Origin of the sequence: Dokdonella sp., from assembly GCF_017744955.1 — a bacterium.
Classification (GTDB): domain Bacteria; phylum Pseudomonadota; class Gammaproteobacteria; order Xanthomonadales; family Rhodanobacteraceae; genus Dokdonella_A.
The window spans coordinates 293,645-316,348 of sequence record NZ_JAGIAG010000003.1; the positions used below are offsets into that span (position 1 = coordinate 293,645).

Here is a 22,704-nt window from a genome sequence, read left to right on the forward strand (position 1 = left end):
CCAGCACGAATGACGCAGCGCTTCAATCGCGGCGAATTCTGGTTGCTCGCCAGTTCCGTTGAATACAGCATTCCGCTTCCCCTGCTCGCCTTGCCCGAATGGGCTCCCGGCGGCGCGATGAACACGATCGACATCTGCCTGAATCGGCATGGGCACGGCCTGGATTTCCAGGCGCTGGTCGATACCCTGCTGCACGTCAGGCGCAACGGCTGGATCCAATTCGGCCGCCCGCTCGCAGGCGAGTCGGTTCCTTTTTCCGAACCCGATGCCGACGAGATTGCCGCATTCCTTCGGGAGCGCGGCCGGGGCCTGGACACCGTGCATTACTGGCTCACGGTGGAGGGCGGTGCCGCCTGGGAGGCATTCGCACGCCCACGATGGGAGAAATACCTCACATCCAGTTGCGAATTCCCGCAGGACGGCTCGACCTTCGAACGCAGCTATACCCTCGAAACGTCAGACTGGCAGTGGCTCGACAAGTACTTGCGGGCGCAAGCCACCGAACAGGTGATCGAGACGGGATCGATGACGCTCGGCGAATTGCGCCCCTGGCAGGCGACCTATTGGAAGACGTTGCCGTTCGGACTTCGTTGCACATTTCGATCGGTGGAACATCGTCTGCGTGGCCACGTGCCCGATTCGTCGCGAATGCTCGCAAGCTGGTGCGAATGGCGATGAGCCGCCGACACCCGAACTTCAGCGCTGAGCCCAGTTCGCGTTGTAGCACAGCCAGCCGCGCCCCTCGCGGCGCCAGCCGGTGGTCATGCGCAGCACCGCGCGACGGTCGGGCAGCCAGCGTCCCGATCCGTCCGTCAACGTCACGTCGAACCGTGCGATCGCGCGGCTGCCGTCGAGTTCGACCTCGACGTCGCCGATCGATACGCCGAGGGATTGCGCCGCCAGCACGCGCGCGCGCAGCAGGCGCTCCAGGGCGGACCGATCGAACTCACCGCCGTTGCCGGTGAAGTCGGCCGCGACGTGGTCGAGCACCTCGCCGGTGCGCCTGGCTTCCGCCGCCGCGGCCATCGCCTGGATCGTCGAGCGGATCGCCTTGGCGTCGGGGACGCGCGCGCACGCGGCGAGCGTCGAGAGCAGCACAAACGCCATCACCATCCGCATCGGAAGATCGCTCCAGAGCCGTCGTCACGTCGCTGCAATGCGGCTTGCCGCTGCTTCCGACGTTGTGCTGCAATCGCTCCAAACCCTGCCGTACGGCGAATGACCGGCTTGACGCGAACATCCATTATGGGGGAGAGCATGACGATCGACGAACGTCCTTGGCTGGCCAGCTATCCGAAAGGCATCGCCGCCGAGATCGACCCCGGCCAGTACCGCTCGGTCGCCGCGCTGCTCGAGGAAAGCTGCGATCGCTTCCGGCACCGGCCCGCGTTCGTCAACATGGGCAAGTCGATCACCTACGACGACCTCGACCGGCTCAGCGCCCAGTTCGCCTCGTTCTTGCGCAACGACCTGAAGCTCGCCAAGGGCGACCGCGTCGCGCTGATGATGCCGAATCTGCTGCAGTACCCGATCGCGATCATGGGCGTGCTGCGTGCGGGCCTGACCGTCGTCAACACCAATCCGATGTACACCGCGCGCGAGCTGAAGCATCAGCTCGACGACTCCGGCGCCAGCGCGATCGTCGTGCTCGACAACTTCGCCAAGACGGTGGCCGACGTCGTTCCGGGCACGGCCTGCAAGCACGTGATCACCACCGGCATCGGCGACCTGCTCGGCTTCCCGAAGTCGCTGATCACCAATCTGGTCGTGCGCTACGTGAAGAAGATGGTGCCGGCCTACTCGATCCCGCACGCGATCCGCTTCAACGATGCACTGGCGCGCGGCGCGCGCGGCAGCGCGCCGAAGACCGACGTCGGCCCCGACGATCTCGCCTTCCTGCAGTACACCGGCGGCACCACCGGCGTCGCCAAGGGCGCGATGCTGACCCATCGCAACATGGTGGCGAACATGCTCCAGGCCTACGCCTGGATCAGTCCGAACATGCACGAGGGCGAGGAAGTCGTCGTCACCGCGCTGCCGCTGTATCACATCTTCGCGTTGACGGCGAACTTCCTGGTGTTCGCGCGCGTCGGCGGCTACAACCACCTGATCACCAATCCGCGCGACATGCCGGCCTTCGTCGCCGCGATCCGCTCGGCGCGCTTCACCGCGCTGACCGGCGTCAACACGCTGTTCGCCGGACTGCTCAACACGCCCGGCTTCGACCAGGTCGACTTCTCCAAGCTGCACCTGACCCTCGGCGGCGGCATGGCCGTGCAGCGCGCGGTCGCCGACCGCTGGAAGAAGGTCACCGGCAGCACGCTGGCCGAGGCCTACGGCCTGACCGAAACCTGCCCCGCCGTCTGCATCAATCCGCTCGACATTCCCGAGTACAACGGCTCGATCGGCCTGCCGATCCCGTCGACCGACGTGTCGATCCGCGACGACGACGGCAACACGCTGCCGAACGGCGAGACCGGCGAACTGTGCGTGCGCGGACCGCAGGTCATGAAGGGCTACTGGAAGCGGCCGGAGGAGACCGCCAAGGTGCTCTCCGCTGACGGCTGGCTGCGCACCGGCGACATCGCGCGCATCGACGAGAACGGCTTCGTCTACATCGTCGACCGCAAGAAGGACATGATCCTGGTGTCCGGCTTCAACGTCTATCCGAACGAAGTGGAAGACGTCGTCGCGCAGATGCCGGGCGTGCTCGAGGTCGCCGCGGTCGGCATTCCGGACGAGAAGTCCGGCGAGGCGGTCAAGCTGGTGGTGGTGAAGAAGGATCCGAATCTCACCGCCGAGATGATCCGCGAGCACTGCAAGGCGAACCTGACCGGCTACAAGCTGCCGAAGGCGATCGAGTTCCGCGAGTCGCTGCCGAAGACCAACGTCGGCAAGATCCTGCGTCGCGAGCTGCGCGACCCGGCCGCGCCCGCCGCGTCCGCCTGAGTCGGCGGAAAGCCGTCGGTCCGGCGGAAGATCCGGCGGCGGCTCAGGTCGCCGAGTAGGGTTCCAGCCGGTCGGCGTAGTCGCCGAGCAGGCTCCACAACGCCGTTTCCCGGTCTTCGGGGATGCGCTCGTAGGCGAATCCGATGCAATCCTCGGCGATGCGCGCCAGCCGCGCCTCGACGTGGATGTCGAGCGAATCGCCGATCAGCATGTCCAGCACGTAGCGATCCCCGATCTGCCCGCTCCAGCCTTCCGGCCGCAGCACCAGCACCCCGGTGGCCGAGATGTCCTCGATTTCGCTGCTCCAGGCGTTGCCGCCGCGGCTCATCAGGATCGCCGATCGGATCGGCATCCGCGCCGGCCGGCTGGGAACGCGGTTCGACTCTCCCGTCATTTCTCCTCCTTGGGACGCACCCGGCGGGGCCGCGCAAGCGGTACCGGAGTGGACCTCGTGAATGCTACCTCGTCGACAAACCCTTGCTGAACTTGGGATAAACTGGCCCGGATCGTCCCATCTCCGGGGGCTCTGGAGGGGTGCAGAGCGTTTGCCGCTCGGCCTGCGATCGTAGAGCGGCGTCCTGTCCTGAGGGTAATGCCATGACCGCCGTCGAAATACTGCATCGTGATACCAACTACCGCCTGCTGCGTACGCAGGAAGATCTGGCCGCCAATACGCATTGGTGCTACATGCACTCGCACCGGTTTCCGCGCGACACCGGCTACCGCGCGTGTTTTTCCGTCGCGCTGATGAAGGAAATGCGCGAGTACCTGAAGCGCACCGCCGACCGCCTGACCCTGCGCGCGACCAATGCCGGCCCGAGCCTGACCCACCTGGTGATGGCGTCCGAAGCAAATGTTTACAATCTCGGCGGCGACCTGGACCTCTTCTGCCGGCTGATCCGCGAGCGCAACCGCGAGCACCTGCTCGCCTACGCGCGCCTGTGCGTCGAGGGCGTGCACGAGATCCACGTCGGACTCAACCGCAACGTCCATTCGATCGCCCTGGTCCAGGGTGACGCGCTCGGCGGCGGCCTCGAACTCGCCCTGTCGTGCCAGACCATCGTCGCCGAGAGCGGCGTCGGCATGGGCTTCCCCGAAGTGCTGTTCGACCTGTTCCCCGGCATGGGCGCGTACTCGTTCCTCTGCCAGCGGGTCAGTCCCCACTTCGCCGAGCAGATGATGCTGAACGGAACGATCTATTCGAGTGATGAACTGCATCGTCTTGGCATCGTGGACGTACTGGTTCCCAAGGGTGAAGGCGTGCAGGCCGTGCACGACGTGATTCGCCGCAATCAACGCATCGCCAACGCTCGAACCGCCATGAATCGCGTGCGCCAGGCCCGTAATCCGATCTCGCTCGCCGAGCTGATGCAGATCACCGAAGTGTGGGTCGACACCGCGATGCAGCTGGGCGAAAAGTCCCTGCGCACGATGGAACGCCTCGTCCGCGCGCAGCAGAAGCGGCCGACCGTGATCGACACTCCGCGCGAAGCGTCCGAACTCGACACCGCGCACGCCGCTGCCTTGTAGTCGGCCTAGGCGGAGCCGGGACACGTACGGTGCACGGGCCGGATCAATGCGCTTGATCCGGTTCGAGCCCTTCGCGCCTGAGCAAATCGGAGGATTTGAGCGCGGTGCGCGCCAGTTCGAACTGCTCGCGCAGATGAGCCACCCGCTTTCCCCATTCCTTCGGCAGCTGCCAGTTCGCCAGCTTCATCGTTTCCGATGCCGCCGCCGCCAGCCGTGACGCCCCCACGTTTCCGGCCACCCCTTTGAGTGCGTGACACTGGTCGCGGAACGCGTCCCACTGCGCGTTCGCGCCGCTCTTGTCCATGTCGCTGATCGCCTTCAGCGCGTCGCGCAGGCATTCGTCGACGAACAGGCCGACGAAGCCGCCGCCGAGCTGCAGTTCCGCCAGCTCTTCGAGCACCGCGCGGGAGATCGGCGCGTCCACGTCCGCCAGCGGCATCGACGCGGCCTGCAACGCCCTCGAATCGCCTTCGGTGCGCCCCAGCGCGATGTCGGTGAGCGTTTCCAGCAGCTTCCCGACCACGATCGGCTTGGTCAGGAACGCGCGCGCGCCGGCCTGCTCGCAATCCTTGACGGTATCGGCGGTCGCGTCGGCGCTGAACACCACGAACGGCGTCAGCTCCTGGCCCGCCTGCATCACCCGCGCCTGCTTGAGCACGTCCAGGCCGCTCAGGCCCGGCATGTGCAGGTCGATGATCACCGCGTCGAAGCGCTCGTTCTCGATCGCGCCGAGCGCGTCGTTGCCGTTGCGCACGATGTGCGTGCGATGCCCCGCCTTCTCCAGGAGACGCGTCAGCACGATGATGTTCGCCGGCTGGTCGTCGGCGATCAGCAGGCGCATCGACCGCACGCGCGCGCGATGCCGCACGAACGGATCGTCGAAGGCGATGACGTTGGCGCCGCCGCGCGCCTCGCCGGCGCCGCTCTCCTCCGGCACGTGGACCGTGCGGAACGGGATCTCGACCCAGAAGCGCGAGCCCTGCCCTTCGATGCTCTCGAAGCCGATGCGGCCGCCGAGCAGTTCGGTCAGCGACTTGGCGATCGTGGTGCCGAGCCCGCTGCCGCCGAAGCGGCGCCCCTGGCCGCCTTCGGCCTGCTCGAACGCGCGGAAGATGCGCATCTGCGCCTCGACCGGAATGCCGATGCCGGTGTCCTTCACCGAGAAGCGCAACATCGCGTTCGGCTCGGAAGCCGGGTTGATGCGCTCGACCGACAGCCATACGCCGCCGCGCTCGGTGAACTTGATCGCGTTCGACACCAGGTTGACGAGGATCTGCCGCAGGTGGTCGCCGTCGCCGTGCACCATGTTCGGCACGCCCTGCGCGACCTTGACCTCGAAGGCGATGGCCTTGCTGCCGGCCGCCGGCTGCAGCATGACCTGCACGCCGCTCAGCAGGTCGGTCATGCGGAAGTCCGCTTCGACGCACTTCAGCTTGCCGGCCTCGATCGCGGAGATGTCGAGCACGTCCTCGATCAGGCTGAGCAGGGTGTTGGCCGAGGTCTGGATGACGTCGGCGCATTCGCGCTGCTCGCGCGTCAACGTGGTCGTCGACAGCACCTGCGACATGCCGACCACGCCGTTCAGCGGCGTGCGCAGCTCGTGGCTCATGTTGGCCAGGAAGCGGCTCTTCGCCTCGTTCGCGCGGCGCGCTTCCTCGGTCACGCGCGTCAGCATGCGCAGCAGCGAGGTCAGGTAGGCCGGGATCGCGATCAGGCCGAGCAGGAGGCCCCAGGCGAGCGGCTGGTTCTGCTGCCAGTACGGCGTGAACAGCACCACCGGCAGGAACGACAGGCTGGCCAGCGCGACCGCGATGAACAGGAAGCGCGGGCCGAAGCGTAGGCCGTTGCCGATCGTGACCCACAGGTGCACGACGTAGACCGGCGCCAGGTTCGCACCCATCAGGTACATCGCCGACGCCATCATCGTGAAGTCGACGATCATGCCGAACACGCGCCGCGCGTAGGACACGCCCGGATTCAGCGCGATCGCGACCATGATCGCGGCGCCGGCCAGGGATTCGAGCGCGACCAGTTTCAAGACCTTGGTCAGCGCGACGTCGTGGAAACCGGTGACGCTGCCCACGCCGAGCAGGTACAGCAGGATGATCGCGAGGATGCACAGCCGGATGATCGCCTGCTCGTGCTCGCTGTCAGGCCGCCTGGAGTAGCGCGCCTTGATCGTGGCTAGAAGACTGGTCATCGAGCTTCGTTCCCGCAAGACGTGCGAACCGCCTCAAACACCGAGCCCTGGCGGCGCCAGCTTGGCGTGCAGGATTTCGAGAATCCGCGCCTGGTGGCTGACGACGACATCGACACAAGCGGGATCAAAAAGCGTGCCACGGTTCGCCTTGAGGTAGTCCAGCGCTTCCTCCGAGCTCCAGGCCGGCTTGTACGGACGCACCGAGGTCAGCGCGTCGAAGACGTCGGCGACGGCGACGATGCGTGCCGGCAGCGGGATCGCGTCACCCTTGAGGCCGTCCGGATAGCCGCTGCCGTCCCAGCGCTCGTGGTGGCGCAGCGCGATCAGGGCACCCATCTGCACGAAACGGCTGCGGCTGTCGCGCAGGATCTCGTAGCCGATCAGCGGATGCCGGCGCATGACCGCGAATTCCTCGTCGGTCAGGCTGCCGCGCTTGAGCAGCACCGAGTCCGGGATGCCGATCTTGCCGATGTCGTGCAGCGGCGCGGCCGAGGTCAGGATCCGCGTCTCCTCGTCCGGCATGCCGAGCGCCTCGGCGATTACCTCGGCGTAGTGCGACATGCGCAGCAGGTGGATGCCGGTGCCCAGATCGCGATATTCGATCGCCTTGGCCAACCGGTACAGCGTCTCGCGCTCGCGCTGTTCCACTTCGTGCAGGCTTTCCAGCACGCGGCTTTCCAGCGAACGCGCGCGCTCCTTGATCGATTCGCCCTGCTGGCGCAATTGCAACAAATTCTTGCAGCGCGTGCGCAGCTCGCGCGGCCGCACCGGCTTGACCAGGAAATCGATCACGCCGGCCTCGAGCGCCGCCTGGCGCACCGGCTCGTCGCCGACCACGCTGATCAGGACGATCGGAACGTCACGACGTGACAAGGAGCGGCGAAACCGGCGTGCGAACTCCAGCCCGTCCATCTCCGGCATGCGGAAATCGAGCAGGACCAGGTCGGTGATGTTTCCCTCGGACCAGCGCAGCGCCTCCACGGGGCTGCCGAAGTCCGCGGCGCGCACGCCCGGACCGATCGCCTCGACGACGTGCCGCAGCATCGTGCGTGCGGAAGGCTGGTCATCGACGATAAGGACATTCACGCGAACACTCCGCGGTCTGGTTCAGGCCCGTCCCGTTCCCATCCCTTCGAACCAGTCCGTCGGTCGGATGCCGGTACGCTCGTGTCGCTCACTTCCAGACTGCAACGGACGCCGGCGATGTGGACAGGGGTTCCTGGCTCCGGTCGGGTAGGCTAACACAACCGTTCGGCGGCACACGGCCGTTGCAGCATTTTGCAGTGTGCGCGTCGACGTGCGGCGCCGCTTCAACAGACGCGCGGGAATCACGCCTCCGGACGCATGTACGGAAACAGCAGCACGTCGCGGATCGACGGTACGTCGGCGAACAGCATGACCAGACGGTCGATGCCGACGCCGAGGCCGCCGGTCGGCGGCATGCCGTACTCCAGCGCGCGGATGTAGTCGGCGTCGTAGTGCATCGCCTCGTCGTCGCCGGCGTCCTTGGCCTGCACCTGGGCGAGGAAGCGCTGCGCCTGGTCTTCCGGGTCGTTCAGCTCGGAAAACCCGTTCGCCAGTTCCTTGGCGCCGACGAACAGCTCGAAGCGGTCGGTGACTTCCGCGTCGTCGTCGCGCGCGCGCGACAGCGGCGAGACCTCGGTCGGATAGTGCGTGATGAAGGTCGGCTGGATCAGCGTGCCTTCGACCGTCGCCTCGAAGATCTCCAGCAGCAGCTTGCCCCAGCCGTAGTCCTTCTTCACGTGCAGGCCGAGCCGCTCGGCGTGGCGCGCCAGCGCGGCGCGGTCGCGCAGCTCGTGCTCGCCGATCTCCGGATTGTGATGGCGCACCGCCTCGGCCATCGCCCAGCGCCGGAACGGCGGGCCGAGGTCGATGTCGCGCCCTTCCCAGGTCAGCGCGGTGCGGCCGAGCGTCGCCTGCGCGGTGTCGCGGATCATGCCCTCGGTCAGGTCCATGATCTCGTCGTAGGTGGCGTAGGCCTGGTACAGCTCGAGCATCGTGAACTCGGGGTTGTGCCGCGTCGACACGCCCTCGTTGCGGAAGTTGCGGTTGATCTCGTAGACGCGCTCGAAGCCGCCGACGACCAGCCGCTTCAGATACAGCTCCGGCGCCACGCGCAGGTACATCTGCAGATCGAGCGCGTTGTGGTGCGTCACGAACGGCTTGGCCGTGGCGCCGCCCGGGATCGGGTGCATCATCGGCGTCTCCACTTCCATGAAGCGGCGCGACGGCGCTTCCAGCCACTGCCGGATGTGCCGGATCATCGCCGAGCGCAGCGCGAACACGCGCCGCGACTCCTCCGTCACGATCAGGTCGACGTAGCGCTGGCGATAGCGCTGCTCGACGTCGGCCAGGCCGTGCCACTTGTCCGGCAGCGGCCGCAGCGACTTCGCCAGAAGACGCAATTTGTGCACTTTTACCGAAAGTTCGCCGGTTTTCGTGCGCATCATGCGGCCTTCGGCGCCGACGATGTCGCCGATGTCCCAGCCCTTGAACGCCTTGTAGGTGTCCTCGCCGACCGCGTTGATCTGGATGAACAGCTGGATGCGGCCGGTCGCGTCCTGCACGTGCACGAAGGCGAGCTTGCCGGTGTCGCGCCGGCTCATGATGCGGCCGGACACCTTCACCTCGCGCGCGGCGGCCTCGACCTCCTCGGCCGGTTTGCCTTCGAACTCCACGTGCAGGTCGCCGGCGAACGCGTCGGGCGCGAAATCGTTCGGGAACGCGACGCCTTGCGCGCGCAGCGCGCGCAGCTTCTCGCGGCGCTCGGCGATCAGGCGGTTCTCGTCAACGGGCAGGGACTCGGCGGAATCGGTCATGTTCGAAAGGCTTCAGGTCAACGCGGCGGAGGAAAGGAAGGCGTGCGGCGCTCGCGCGGCGCGTGCCACAGGCGGTACGAGGCCCAGGCGAGCCAGGCGAGGATCAGCACGATCACGATCTTCTGGCTCGCGCCGCGCGGCAGCCCGCGCGCGAGCACGTGGAGCCACAAGGCCGCGAACGCGAGCACGGCGAGCGCCAGCATCGGCGTGGAACGCGGCCGCCACGACATGTCGTAGCGCACGCGCCAGGACTGCAGCAGCATCGCGACCGTCACGCACAGGAAAGTCGTCTGCGCGGCGAGCAGGTGCACCAGCGCCCAGGCGCCGGAGGCATCGTGCAGCTTGGCCTTCTCGCTGAGCGCGGTCAGCGCGAGCGCAATCGCCGCGACGAGGAACAGCAGCAACGGCGCCGCGCTGCGCGCCCTGCCGTGCAGCGCACGGCGGAATCCGAGACCGATCGCCGCGAGGCCGACCGACAGGCCGAGATACGCCGCGATCACGCCGTCGCCGTAAGCGCCGGTCAGGTAGTAGCTGAGCGGCGCCGCGATCCAGTCCAGATCGGCACGCATCACCTGTGCCGCGCCGCAGACGAGCGCGAACACGGCGACACCGGCGAGGCCGATGGCGCCGAGCGCGCGCGCGGCGGTGCCGCTGCTCTCCCTGGCATTCATGCGTCAAGCGTAGCGCGCGGCCGGGCACTACGCGTCGAGGCGCTTGGCGCCGGCGTCGAGTCCGGCCTTCAGGCTCGCCTCGACGAACTCGTCGATGTCGCCGTCGAGCACCTTCTGCGTGTCGGTGCGTTCGATGCCGGTGCGCAGATCCTTGATGCGCGACTGGTCGAGCACGTAGTTGCGGATCTGGCTGCCCCAGCCGATGTCCGACTTGGTCGCCTCCAGCTTGTCCTTCTCGGCGTTGCGCTTCTGGATCTCGATCTCGTACAGCTTCGCCTTCAGCATCTTCATCGCGCGGTCGCGGTTGGCGTGCTGCGAGCGTTCGGTCTGGCAGGCGACGACGACGCCCGACGGCACGTGCGTGATGCGCACCGCCGATTCGGTCTTGTTGACGTGCTGGCCGCCGGCGCCGGACGAACGATAGACGTCGGTCTTGAGGTCGGCCGGGTTGATGTCGATGTCGATGTCGTCGTCGACTTCCGGCGAGACGAACACCGAGGTGAAGCTGGTGTGGCGGCGGTTGTCCGAGTCGAACGGCGACTTGCGCACCAGGCGATGCACGCCGATCTCGGTCTTCAGCCAGCCGTAGGCGTGGTCGCCCTCGACGCGGAACGTGGCGCTCTTGATGCCGGCGACTTCGCCGGCCGAGGCTTCCAGCAGCTCGGTCTTCCAGCCGCGCGCCTCGGCCCAGCGCAGGTACATGCGCAGCAGCATCTCGGCCCAGTCCTGCGCCTCGGTGCCGCCGGCGCCGGCCTGGATGTCGACGAACGCGTTGGCGCCGTCCATCTCGCCGGCGAACATGCGCTGGAATTCGAGCTGGTCGACGTCCTTGGCGAGCTTTTCGACGTCGTCGGCGACCGCCGTCGCGGTGCCTTCGTCGTTCTCGGCGGCGGCCAGGTCGAGCAGGTCGCCGGCTTCGGCGAGCCCGTCGGTCAGGCTGCGGATGCCGCCGACGATGCGTTCGAGCTGCGCGCGTTCCTTGCCGAGGTCCTGCGCGCGCTGGGGGTTGTCCCAGACGTCGGGGTTTTCGAGTTCGCGGGTGACTTCTTCGAGACGTTCGGCTTTCGTCTCGAAGTCAAAGATACCCCCTAAGCGACGCCACGCGCTCCTTCAGATCGGCGATGCGCGCATGGATCGGATTGGTCTCGATCATCTGCTTCAGGCTTTCGGAAAAAAAGGCCGCGCAGCATAGCAAATCGCGCGTTCCCGCCGCAGCGCGGCCACGTCGATTCGACGCGGCATCCGTGTCGCGGCGACGCCGTCGAGTCAGCGCGACCGGCTGCCGGGCGGACGGCCGCGCCGCGGCGGCGCCGGCGGTTCGCGCACCGCGCGATCGAGATCCAGGGCTTCGGCTTCGGCGAGCAGGTCCGACAGCGGCATGTTCAGGCCGAGCGCGATGCGCTGCAGGTTCCACAGCGTCGGATTCTGCTTGCTGCGTTCGATGTTGCCGTAGTACGTGCGATGCACGCCGATGTGGTCCGCGAAGCCTTCCTGGCTGAACTGCAGTCGCTCGCGGTGACGGCGGACGACGTATCCGAGACGGATCAACAAGGCTTCGGGGCTCATCCCCCGAACCCTAGAATCGGACAGTTATGGCAACCACATAATATGAAATCGAACTTTATGGGATGCCAATTTCCTCCGCCGTCGAACGCGCACTTTCGCCCGGCATCGGCAAGACGACGACGGGCCGCCCCTGTCGCGCGTCGGGCGGCGCCAGCGCCGCCCGAGTCGCGTTCGCTCAACCGCAGTTCGACGAGCGCCGCCACAGACCGAGCCCCGCCAGCGCGGCGGCCAGCAGCAGCGCCGCCCAGCCGTCGAGCGACGGCACCGAGGCCGGCGTCGCGCTCGGCGCTCCGCTCACCTGCTGCACCAGCGTCGCGCTGGCCGGTGCGGTGTTCGCGTCGCCCGGATAGCTGGCGAGGATCGTGTGCCGGCCGGCCGCCAGCTCGGCGGTCGAGAACACGGCGGAGCCGGTCGCGTCGAGCGGCACCACGGCCAGCGTCGTCGTGCCCTCGCTGAAGGTGATCGCGCCATCCGGCGGCGTGCCGTTTGGCGCCCTGTCGGCGTCCCGGCTCAACGTCGCGGTGAAGGTGACCGCTTCGCCGAGCCGGCTGGGATTGCCCGAACTGCTCAGCGCGAGCGTGCTGCCGGCGGCGGCGATCGCGACGCGATAGCTGCGCGTGCCGCGGAAGTCGTGCGCGTCCGTCGCGGCGACGACGAAATCCGCCGTGCCGGCTGCGGTCGGCGTGCCGCTCAACACGCCGCTTTGCGGATCGAGCGACAGCCCTTCCGGCAACGCGCCGTCGCTGACCGCGTACTCGTACGGCGCACTGCCGCCGGCCGCGCTGATCGTCGCCGCCGGATAGGCGACGCCGACCGCGGCGTTCGGCAGGCTCTCCGGCGTCAGCACGATCTGCGGCGCGGCGACGTCGAGCGTGTAGTCCTGCGTGATCGAGTACGGGCCGGTGCCGCCGCTGCCGTCGGTGGCGCGAACGCGGAAGGCGAAGTTTCCGCTCGCTGTCGGCGTGCCGCTCAAGGCGCCGTCTTCGCCGAGCGACATGCCGTCCGGCAAGGCGCCGCCGGCGAGCGCGTAGCGATACGGCGCGGTGCCGCCGCGGGTCGCGAAGCTCTGGCGGTAGGCGACGCCGGCGCTCGCCGACGGCAACGTCGCCGGCGTCAGCGCCAGGCTGGGCGCCGCGACGTCCAGCACGTAGGACTGCGTGCCGACCGATTGCAGCGCGTCGGCGGCGACGACGGTGAACGGGAAGCTGCCGCCGGCGGTCGGCGCTCCGCTCAACGCACCGCTCGGCGACAGCGTCAGTCCGCCGGGCAACGCGCCGGCGGAAATCGAATACGTGTACGGCGCGACGCCGCCGCTGGCGGTGATCGTCGCCCCCGCGTAGGCGACGCCGACGGTGCCGCCGGCCAGGGTGGCCGGGCTCAGCACGATCGTCGGTACCCGCACGTCGAGCACGTATTGGCCGGTCACCGAATACGGGCCGTCGCCGCCGCTGCCGTCGGTCGCGCGAATGACGAAGGTGAAGCTCCCGCTCGCCGTCGGCGTGCCGGACAGCGTGTCGCCGACCAGTTGCAAACCGTTCGGCAAGCTGCCGGAGTCCAGTTCGTAGACGTACGGCGCGGTACCACCGCCGGCGGCGAAGCTCTGCCCGTACGCGCTGCCGACGCTCGCCGGCGGCAGCGCGGCCGGCGACAGGCTCAGCGTCGGTGCCGCGATCGCGAGCCGATAGTCGCGCGAGCCGCCGAAGCCGTGCGCATCGGTCGCGGTGATCGTGACGTCGAAGCTGCCGCCCGCCCTCGGCGTTCCGGAGAGGACGCCGTCGACGAGAACGAGTCCCGCCGGCAGCGTGCCGGCGGTGACCGCGTAGGTGTACGGCGGCGTGCCGCCGCTGGCGCTCAAGGCGGTCGACGGATAGGCGATGCCGACGGCGCCATCCGCCAGACTCTCCGGCGCCGGCGAAATCACCGGCGGATCCACGCCGAGATCCGCCGTGCCGCTGCCGGCGTTGAAATTCGAATCGCCGGCATAGCTCGCGCCGATCGTCGCCGCGCCGGCGACGATCGAGGTCAGCTGGCAACTGCCGCTGGGCGCCGCGATCGTGCAGCTCGCGCCGTGGCCGTCGTCGACGACGATCTGGCCGCCCGGCGTCGGTGCGCCCGGCGCCATCGGCGAAGCCGGCGAGACGTCGACCGCGACCGTGTACGGCACGTGGGCCGTGGCGCTCGCCGGCGGCGTGACGGCGACGAGGACGTCGGAGGTGGTCACCGTCGCGACGTTGCTGACCGCCGATTCCGGTCCGCTGCCGGCGATGTTGGTCGGCGTCACCGTGAACGTGTACGTGCCCGGCGGCAAGGCGATCGGCAGGCTCGTGCAGGGGTCGGTGCAGCTGGCGGTCGCGCCGTTGGACGCCTCGACCCGATAGGTGACCGGCGCGCCGCCGTCGTAGCGCAACGTCCAGCTCACCGTGGCCTGCAGCGGGCCGCCGCTCGCCGTGGGCGTCGAGGTGCCGCTCGGCGCCACGGCCAGCGCGGAGTGGCGCGCCGCGCTGGGCACGCCGTTGACCCAGGTGCGCACGAGCACCGGACCGGCCGGGAATCCGTCGAGCGCCGTCGTGCTGCCGGTGAAGGCGGTATCGCTGAGAGCGACGCTGCCGTCGTTGGCGACGAAGCGCGTCTGCGCGTTGTCCAGGCGCTGCACCTGGAACACCGGGTAGTTCGTCGCCGAGCCGTCGGCGCGTCCGTTGGCGGCCTCGCGCGCCGGCCGGAAACCGCTGCCCGTCGCGGCGAGCTGGCTGGTCTGCAACAGGAACGCACTCGCCGCGTCGAGCTGCGGCTGCAGTGCGGCGACAGGCGCGAGGCCCGGATCGAAGATCTCGGCACCGTTCACGAAGCCTAGGCGGTTGACGCCCGTGGCGAACAGCACCTTTCCGGAAGGCAGCAGCACGGCGCCGTGCTGCGAGCGCGCGGTCGCAAGCGACGCCTTGGCCGTCCAGGCGTTGGCCTGCGGATCGTACAGTTCGGTGCGGTCGTGGAAGACGGTGGCGCCGGACACACTGTGCCCGCCGGCGGCCAGGACACGTCCCGACGGCAGCAGGGTCAGCGACAGTTCGTCGGCACCGGCCGCCATCGTTCCCGCCGGCGACCACGCGCCCGTCTGCGGGTCGTACAGTTCGGCATTGGCGACCGGACTGCGCCCGCCGTCGGAGCCGCCGGCCACCAGCACCTTGCCCGACGGCAGCAGCACGGCGCGATGGCCGTTGCGCGCGAAGCTCAGCGAGCCTGTCGCCGTCCAGCTGTCGTCCGTCGGATCGTACAGTTCGGTTTCCGTGGTGACGCTCTGGCCGACGTATCCGCCGGCGACCAGCACGCGGCCGGAGGGCAGCAACGTGGCGCTGAAGTAGTGCCGCGGGCGCAGCATCGGCGCGACCGTCGTCCAGGCGTCGGCCGCCGGGTCGTAGCGCTCGACGACGCCGACGTCGCCGCCGGCGTTGAAGCCGCCGATGACGAGCACGTGACCCGAGCGCAGCAGCACGGCCTGGTGCGCCCGATGCACGACGGACATCGACGCGGCCGGCGTCCACAGATTCGTGCGCTCGTCGTACAGCTCGACGCTGGCCAGGTTGGAGCCGCCGGTGAGCAACGCCTGGCCGGACGGCAGCACGGTCAGTTGCGGATAGAAGCGCGATTGCGACAGCGCGCCGGCCGCGCTCCAGGCGCCGCTGTCCGGGTCGTACAGCGCCGCGCTGTCCTCGCCCACGACGAGCGCCCGGCCGGAAGGCAGCATGGTGGCGAGCGTGAAGTTGCTGCTGCCTCCCGGCACCGCTCCGGCGTCGGTCATCGTGCCACTGCCGGTCGGGTCGTAGCGTTCGGCCGCGCTGAGACTCGCTGTGCCGTCGCTGCTGCCGCCGACGTACAGAATCTGTCCGGTCGGCAACAGCGTGGCGGTGTGCGCCGCGCGCGTTCTCCCCGCCAAGCCGGCGGCGGTCCAGCTGTCCAGAGCGGGATCGTAAAGTTCCGCGCTGAGCAGCGCACCGCCTGCGTTGCTGCCGCCTCCGACCAGAACCTGGCCCGACGGCAGCAGACTCGCCGCATGTCCGGCGCGCGCGGTCTGCAAAGAGGCCGCCGGGCGCCAGGTGTTCGCAGCCGCATCGTAGCGCTCCACCGTGGTGACGGCGGGAGCGCCCGGAAGATTCCGTCCGCCGACCACCAGCACCTCTCCGGACGGAAGCTGGGCGGCGGCATGATCGCCGCGGCCACCCACCAGATTTCCGGCCGGTGCCCATGTGTTCGTGGCCGGATCGTAGCGTTCCGCACTCGCCAGCGGCTCGCCGGCGCTGCCCCATCCGCCGATCACCAGCACCTGGCCCGAGCGCAGCAGGGTCGCGCTGTGCTGCACCCGCCCGTTCGCCAGCGACGCCGCCGCGCTCCAGCGGTCGGTCGCCGGGTCGTACAACTCGGCGCTGCTCAGCCTCACCTGGCCGGGACCGTAACCGCCGGTCACCAGCACCTGGCCCGACGGCAGCAGCGTGGCCACGTGCCGATAGCGCGGGATCGACGGCGCGGCGGCCGGACTCCAGGCGTTCGCGACGGGATCGTAGAGTTCGGCGTCGGCGCGCGCCGACCCGGAGTCGAAACCACCGACGACCAGCACTTTGCCCGACGGCAGCAGCGTCGCGCTGTGCCACTGGCGCGCGCCAGACATCGCGGCGGCCACTCGCCAGGCGTTCGCCGCCGGATCGTAGAGTTCGGTGGCCGCATAGGCGCCGGCGCCGACGAAGCCGGTGCCGCCGGCCACCAGCACCTGGCCGGAGGTCAGCAGCGTCGCCGTGTGGAACTGGCGCGGCGCGGTCATCGACGCCGCCGGCGCGAACCCGGCAGCGAGCGCGGAACCCGTCGACAACACGCCGAGCAACCCGGCGAACAGCACAACACCCAGTGCGCGGACACCGCGCCTCGTCGACCCGAACATGCTCGCCCCCTGACGTGACCCCATGCACGCCGCGCCGAACCGCGCGGCGGCGTGCAAATTCTGCACTCTTACACAATTGTTGGAAATGGCGGCGTACGCGCGCCGCGCGCGGCCTAGGCCGGCTCGATCTGCTTGAGCAGGAGCTGCAAACTCTCGCGGCCGTTCCAGTCGTTGAGGTCGAGCTGGAACAGCGCGCGTACGCGCGCCGGCGGCGGCATGCAGTCGAGCGCGTCGAACAGGATCGCGTCGTAGGTGTCGGCGCGCTCGTCGAGCCGCAGCTTCAGTTTCAGATGACGCTCGCCGACCGCGCGCCAGGACTCGACCGCGAACACGTTGTCGAACAGCGGCTCGGCGAAGCCCTGCCCCCACGGTCCGGCGTAGCGCAGCGCCTGCGCGGCGGCGGGCGTGAACTCGGCGGCAGCGAGCTCGCCGTCGCTCCAGGCGAAGCGTTCCAGCGCCTGCGCGTCGATGCGCTGGCGCGCGACCGCGTCGAACTCGACGGCGAAGCGGGCGAGGCCTTCCGCGGCGAGGGTCAGCCCGGCGGCCATCGCATGGCCGCCGAAGCGCACGATCAGTCCGGGGCAGCGCGCGTCGATCTCGGCCAGCGCGTCGCGCAGGTGGAAGCCGGCGATCGAGCGCGCGGATCCGCGCAGTTCGAGCGCACCGTCCTCGGCCGGCGCGCAGGCGACGACCGGGCGATGCAGGCGCTCCTTCAGCTTCGAGGCGACCAGGCCGACCACGCCGGGATGCCAGTTCGGCTCGTGCAGCACGATGCCGAACGGAAGCTCGTCCTCGCGATGGCGCGCGAGAAACTCCGCCACCATCGCCTCGCCCTGCTCCACCATCGCCGATTGCAGCTCCTGCCGCTGCGCGTTGATCGCCGACAGCTGCGCAGCCAGCCCGTCGGCGCGCGCCGCGTCGTCGCAGAGCAGGCATTCGATGCCCAGGCGCATGTCCTCGAGCCGGCCGGCGGCGTTGATGCGCGGACCGAGCGCGTAGCCGAGATCGGCGGCGATCGCGCGTGCCGGATCGCGCTTGGCCGCGCGGTACAACGCGGTGATGCCGGCGGCGCACTGCCCGGCGCGGATGCGGCGCAGGCCGGCCGCGACGAGGATGCGGTTGTTGGCGTCGAGCGGCACCAGGTCGGCGACCGTGCCGAGCGCGACCAGATCGAGCAGCGAGGCCAGGTCGGGTTCGGTATTTCTGCGATCCTCCTGATCGCGGGAATCGAGAAGCGGCCGTCCCTGGCCGCACTTTTCACCAGGAGCGAACCAGCCGCGCTCCCGCAAGTACCCGCGCAGGGCCAGCAGCAGGTAGAACACGACGCCGACGCCGGCCAGCGCCTTGCTCGGAAACGCGTCGCCCTCGACGTTCGGGTTCACGATCGCGTCGGCCGCCGGCAGGCTCGCGCCGGGCAGATGATGATCGGTCACCACCACGCGCATGCCGCGCTCGCGCGCGGCGGCGACGCCGGCGTGGCTGGCGATGCCGTTGTCGACGGTCAGGATCAGATCGGGGCGGACGACATCCGCCGAATCGGCGGCCGTCAGCGAGTCGACCAGCGCCGCGGAAAGTCCGTAGCCCTCGCGCGCGCGATTGGGCACGCGGTAGCCGACGTTGCGCGCGCCGAGCAGGCGCAGGCCGCGCACGGCGACCGCCGTGCCGGTGGCGCCGTCGCAGTCGAAGTCGCCGACGACGCAGATGCGCGCGTTCGCCTCGATCGCCTGCGCCAGCAGTTTGCAGGCGCGCGCGAGGCCGCCGAGCGAGCCCGGCGCGACGAGATCGGCCAGTCGCTGACGCGCGAGGTCTTCCGGCACCAGTCCCCGCGCGGCGTACACGCGTGCGAGCAGCGGATGGAATGCTTCCGGCCACGCGGCCGTCGCCGGCACGGGACGCCGGCGGATCTCGACCTGCTTCACGCGCCGTGTCCGTTCGCGATCATCGGCGATCGCCCGGCCGTCAGCCCTCGTACCGGACGCCGGTGATCTCGTAGTTGCGCGTGCCGTTCGGCGCCTGGAATTCGAAGCTGTCGCCTTCGCTCTTGCCGATCAGCGCGCGCGCGAACGGCGAGGACACCGAGATCAGGCTCTGCTTGATGTCGGCTTCGAGGTCGCCGACGATCTGGTAGCTCACCTCGTCGCCGGAATCCTCGTCGGCGAGGTCGACGATCGCGCCGAACACGATGCGCTTGCCGGCGTTCAGGCGCGACACGTCGATGACTTCCGCGTTCGACAAGGCCGCCTCGAGTTCGTTGATGCGGCCTTCGATGAAGCCCTGCATCTCGCGCGCGGCATGGTACTCGGCGTTCTCCTTGAGGTCGCCGTGCGCGCGCGCCTCGGCGATCGCCGCGATGATGCGCGGACGCTCCTGCGTCTTCAGACGATCCAGTTCCGTGCGCAGCCGCTCGGCACCCTTCTTCGTCATCGGCGGTCGGTTCATGCCAGCTCTCCGTGCAGTTCCTGCAGGCTGTTTACCTCAGCGCTGCTGCGGAAGTCCAATGAATGCAGCAGCGCCTTGGCACCGCTGACGGTGGTCGAGTAGGTGACGCGCTGCTGCAGCGCTTCACGCCGGATCGAGAACGAGTCGGCGATCGCCTGCTTGCCCTCGGTGGTGTTGACGATGAACGCGATCTCGCCGTTCTTGATCAGATCGACGATGTGCGGCCGGCCTTCGAGCACCTTGTTGATGCGCTCGCAGGCGACGCCGTGCTCGCTGAGGTAGGTGTGCGTGCCGCCGGTGGCGACCAGACCGAAGCCGCGGCGGATCAGGTCGCGCGCGACGTCGAGCAGCAGCGCCTTGTCCGAATCGCGCACCGATATGAACGCCTTGCCCGACGACGGCGCGCCGATGCCGGCGGCCTCATGCGCACGCGCGAAGGCGGCGCCGAAGCTGCGGCCGACGCCCATCACCTCGCCGGTCGAGCGCATCTCGGGGCCGAGGATCGGATCGACGTTCTGGAACTTGAGGAACGGGAAGATCGCTTCCTTGACCGAGTAGTAGCTCGGCACGACCTCGCGCGTGGCGCCCTGCGCGGCCAGCGACTGGCCGACCATGCAGCGCGCGGCGATCTTCGCCAGCGCGACGCCGGTGGCCTTGGCGACGAACGGCACCGTGCGCGAGGCGCGCGGGTTCACCTCGAGGATGAACACCTGCTCGCCCTGGATCGCGAACTGCGTGTTCATCAGGCCGACCACGTTCAGTGCGCGCGCGAGCAGCGTCACCTGGCGGCGCAGCTCGTCCTGCGTCGCAGCCGACAGCGAATACGGCGGCAGCGAGCAGGAGGAATCGCCGGAGTGCACGCCGGCCTCCTCGATGTGCTCCATCACGCCGCCGATCAGCACGTTGCCGTCGGCGTCCGCGACGACGTCGACGTCGACTTCGCCGGCGTGGTCGAGGAAGCGGTCGAGCAGCACCGGCGAGGACTCCGACACGCGCACCGCGTCGCGGATGTAGCGCGCGAGGTCGGCGTCGTCGTGCACGATCTCCATCGCGCGGCCGCCGAGCACGTAGCTCGGACGCACCACCAGCGGATAGCCGATCTCGCGCGCCAGCGCGAGCGCCTCGTCGGCGTTGCGCGCGGTGCGGTTCGGCGGCTGGGTCAGCTGGAGCTTCTCGATCAGCTTCTGGAAACGCTCGCGGTCCTCGGCGAGGTCGATGCTGTCCGGGCTGGTGCCGATGATCGGCACGCCGGCCGCTTCGAGCGCGCGCGCCAGCTTCAGCGGCGTCTGTCCGCCGTACTGCACGATCACGCCCTTCGGTTTTTCCTTGTCGACGATCTCGAGCACGTCCTCGAGCGTCAGCGGCTCGAAGTACAGACGGTCGGAGGTGTCATAGTCGGTCGAGACCGTCTCCGGGTTGCAGTTGACCATGATGGTCTCGAACCCGTCCTCGCGCAGCGCGAGCGCCGCGTGCACGCAGCAGTAGTCGAACTCGATGCCCTGGCCGATGCGGTTCGGGCCGCCGCCGAGCACGACGATCTTCTCGCGCGCGGTCGGTTCGGCCTCGCATTCTTCCTCGTAGGTCGAATACAGGTACGCCGTCGTGGTGGCGAACTCGGCCGCGCAGGAATCCACGCGCTTGTACACCGGCCGCACATGGAACGCGCGGCGCAGCGCGCGCACGGCGGCTTCGTCGGTGCCGAGCAGTTCGGCCAGGCGCGCGTCGGAGAAGCCCTTGCGCTTCAGGCGCAGCATGCGCGCGGCGTCGATCGCCGCCAGGCCGCCGGCCCTGATCTCGCCCTCGCCGCGGACCAGATCCTCGATCTGCGCGAGGAACCACGGATCGATGCGCGTCAGCGCGTAGACGTCGGCCTGCGACAGGCCGGCGCGGAACGCGTCGGCGACGTAGAACACGCGATCCGGACCCGGCTCCTTCAGCTCGCGCTTCAGCGTGGCGAGGCCCTCGGGCGTAGCCGTGTCGAGCTTGCTCGGGCTGAGTCCGTTCTTGCCGGTCTCCAGTCCGCGCAACGCCTTCTGCAGCGACTCCTGGAACGTGCGGCCGATCGCCATCACCTCGCCGACCGACTTCATCTGCGTGGTCAGGCGCGCGTCGGCAGCCGGGAACTTCTCGAACGCGAAGCGCGGAATCTTCGTCACGACGTAGTCGATCGCCGGCTCGAACGAGGCCGGCGTCTTGCCGCCGGTGATCTCGTTGCGCAGCTCGTCGAGCGTGTAGCCGATCGCGAGCTTGGCGGCGACCTTGGCGATCGGGAAGCCGGTGGCCTTGGAGGCCAGCGCCGAGGAGCGCGACACGCGCGGATTCATCTCGATGACGACCACGCGGCCGTCCTCGGCGTTGACGCCGAACTGCACGTTGGAGCCGCCGGTGTCGACGCCGATCTTGCGCAGCACCGCGATCGAGGCGTCGCGCAGGCGCTGGTATTCCTTGTCGGTCAGCGTCTGCGCCGGCGCCACGGTGATCGAGTCGCCGGTGTGCACGCCCATCGGATCGAGGTTCTCGATCGAGCAGACGATGATGCAGTTGTCCGCGGTGTCGCGGACCACTTCCATCTCGAATTCCTTCCAGCCGAGCACGGACTCCTCGACCAGCACCTCGTGCACCGGCGAGAGGTCGAGGCCGCGCTTGACGATCTCCTCGAATTCCTCGCGGTTGTAGGCGATGCCGCCGCCGCTGCCGCCAAGCGTGAAGCTCGGGCGGATGATGGTCGGATAGCCGACCTTGGCCTGTGCCTCGACCGCTTGCTCGAAGGTCTTGGCGACCTCGGCGCGCGGGCATTCCAGGCCGATCTCCTTCATCGCGATGCGGAACAGCTCGCGATCCTCGGCCATGCGGATCGCTTCGCGCGACGCGCCGATCAGCTCGACGCCGTACTTTTCCAGCACGCCGTGGTCGGCCAGGTCCAGCGCGCAGTTCAGCGCGGTCTGGCCGCCCATCGTCGGCAGCAGCGCGTCGGGCTTCTCCTTGGCGATGATCTTCTCGACCGTGCGCCAGTTGATCGGCTCGATGTAGACCGCGTCCGCCGTTTCCGGATCGGTCATGATCGTGGCCGGGTTCGAGTTGACCAGGACGACGCGATAGCCTTCCTGCTTGAGCGCCTTGCAGGCCTGCGCGCCGGAATAGTCGAACTCGCACGCCTGGCCGATGACGATCGGGCCGGCGCCGATGATCAGGATGGTCTTGAGATCAGTTCTTCTGGGCACTGCCGTTTTCCTGCGCGGCCGGCTGCGGCGCCGGCGTGATCAGCGTGATGGAACGCACCGTGTCGCGCGGCACGCTGAAGTCGATCGAGCCCATCTGCGGACCGAGCTTCAGGGTCAGCGTGGGATTGGTGTACTTGATCAGGGTGCCGCGACGCACGGTGTTCAGCGTCGTCTCCACCGCGATCTCGGCGCCGATCTGCTGCTCGAGTTCCTCGTAGTGGATCGGGCGTGCGCTGGACGCGGCCGGCACCGGCTTGGCGTCCTTCGCCTCCGCCGGCGGCTGCGGCTTGAGCGCGAACGCGGCGTTCGCGCCGAGCAGGGCGATCAGGGCGATGGCGAGCTTGAGGTTCGTGTTCGAGGTCAT

General features: G+C 68.9%; 16 protein-coding genes. 3 read left to right on the forward strand and 13 right to left on the reverse strand.

The features are described 5' to 3' along the window. Positions 1-9: 9 nt before the first annotated feature. Positions 10-678: a hypothetical protein gene (locus J7520_RS09425; RefSeq protein WP_291187206.1), complete on the forward strand. Its 669-nt coding sequence runs from the start codon at positions 10-12 to the stop codon at positions 676-678. A gap of 18 nt (positions 679-696) precedes the next feature. On the opposite strand, the gene J7520_RS09430 is transcribed toward J7520_RS09425, so the two are convergent. Then, on the reverse strand, positions 697-1,107 hold the full coding sequence (locus tag J7520_RS09430; RefSeq protein WP_291187209.1) for a nuclear transport factor 2 family protein: 411 nt from the start codon (positions 1,105-1,107) through the stop codon (positions 697-699). A 150-nt stretch (positions 1,108-1,257) separates the two neighbouring features. Between J7520_RS09430 and J7520_RS09435 the strand changes: the two genes are divergently transcribed. Further along, a complete protein-coding gene (locus J7520_RS09435; protein WP_291187212.1) occupies positions 1,258-2,949 on the forward strand; it encodes an AMP-binding protein in 1,692 nt (563 codons plus the stop codon). A gap of 43 nt (positions 2,950-2,992) precedes the next feature. Here J7520_RS09435 and J7520_RS09440 read toward each other — a convergent pair whose 3' ends face one another. Further along, positions 2,993-3,301, reverse strand: coding sequence for a PilZ domain-containing protein (locus tag J7520_RS09440; RefSeq protein WP_291187215.1), 309 nt, complete (start codon positions 3,299-3,301; stop codon positions 2,993-2,995). 182 nt (positions 3,302-3,483) lie between these two features. Here J7520_RS09440 and J7520_RS09445 point away from each other — a divergent pair, with 182 nt between their 5' ends. Beyond that, entirely contained in the window at positions 3,484-4,479 is a 996-nt protein-coding gene (locus J7520_RS09445) for a crotonase/enoyl-CoA hydratase family protein (RefSeq protein WP_291187218.1), read from the forward strand. 43 nt (positions 4,480-4,522) lie between these two features. Here the strand turns inward: J7520_RS09445 and J7520_RS09450 are convergent, their stop codons facing one another. The 11 genes from J7520_RS09450 to J7520_RS09500 form a co-directional block, all read right to left on the reverse strand. Continuing rightward, on the reverse strand, positions 4,523-6,679 hold the full coding sequence (locus J7520_RS09450) for an ATP-binding protein (protein ID WP_291187221.1): 2,157 nt from the start codon (positions 6,677-6,679) through the stop codon (positions 4,523-4,525). 33 nt (positions 6,680-6,712) lie between these two features. Then, positions 6,713-7,765 (reverse strand): two-component system response regulator, encoded by a 1,053-nt coding sequence (locus J7520_RS09455; RefSeq protein WP_291187225.1) that lies wholly within the window; start codon positions 7,763-7,765, stop codon positions 6,713-6,715. Positions 7,766-8,007: 242 nt separating this feature from the next. Further along, entirely contained in the window at positions 8,008-9,519 is a 1,512-nt protein-coding gene (gene lysS, locus J7520_RS09460; protein ID WP_291187229.1) for a lysine--tRNA ligase, read from the reverse strand. Positions 9,520-9,536: 17 nt separating this feature from the next. Next, entirely contained in the window at positions 9,537-10,190 is a 654-nt protein-coding gene (locus tag J7520_RS09465; RefSeq protein WP_291187232.1) for a DUF998 domain-containing protein, read from the reverse strand. A gap of 27 nt (positions 10,191-10,217) precedes the next feature. Further along, a protein-coding gene (gene prfB, locus J7520_RS09470; RefSeq protein ID WP_291187235.1) for a peptide chain release factor 2 occupies positions 10,218-11,343 on the reverse strand; the annotation gives its coding sequence in 2 pieces (ribosomal slippage) (positions 10,218-11,267 and positions 11,269-11,343; 1,125 coding nt in all). Between the two features lie 113 nt (positions 11,344-11,456). Then, positions 11,457-11,756: a helix-turn-helix transcriptional regulator gene (locus J7520_RS09475; RefSeq protein WP_291187237.1), complete on the reverse strand. Its 300-nt coding sequence runs from the start codon at positions 11,754-11,756 to the stop codon at positions 11,457-11,459. Positions 11,757-11,931: 175 nt separating this feature from the next. Then, positions 11,932-16,680, reverse strand: coding sequence for a kelch repeat-containing protein (locus J7520_RS09480; RefSeq protein ID WP_291187239.1), 4,749 nt, complete (start codon positions 16,678-16,680; stop codon positions 11,932-11,934). Between the two features lie 113 nt (positions 16,681-16,793). Beyond that, positions 16,794-18,599 (reverse strand): single-stranded-DNA-specific exonuclease RecJ, encoded by a 1,806-nt coding sequence (gene recJ, locus J7520_RS09485; protein ID WP_291187242.1) that lies wholly within the window; start codon positions 18,597-18,599, stop codon positions 16,794-16,796. A 40-nt stretch (positions 18,600-18,639) separates the two neighbouring features. Next, complete coding sequence (greA, locus tag J7520_RS09490; protein WP_291187246.1) at positions 18,640-19,119, reverse strand: transcription elongation factor GreA; 480 nt, start codon at positions 19,117-19,119, stop codon at positions 18,640-18,642. Further along, on the reverse strand, positions 19,116-22,340 hold the full coding sequence (gene carB / locus J7520_RS09495) for a carbamoyl-phosphate synthase large subunit (RefSeq protein ID WP_291187250.1): 3,225 nt from the start codon (positions 22,338-22,340) through the stop codon (positions 19,116-19,118). Before carB ends, greA begins: the two co-directional genes overlap by 4 nt. Further along, positions 22,324-22,704, reverse strand: coding sequence for a hypothetical protein (locus tag J7520_RS09500; RefSeq protein ID WP_291187253.1), 381 nt, complete (start codon positions 22,702-22,704; stop codon positions 22,324-22,326). Before J7520_RS09500 ends, carB begins: the two co-directional genes overlap by 17 nt.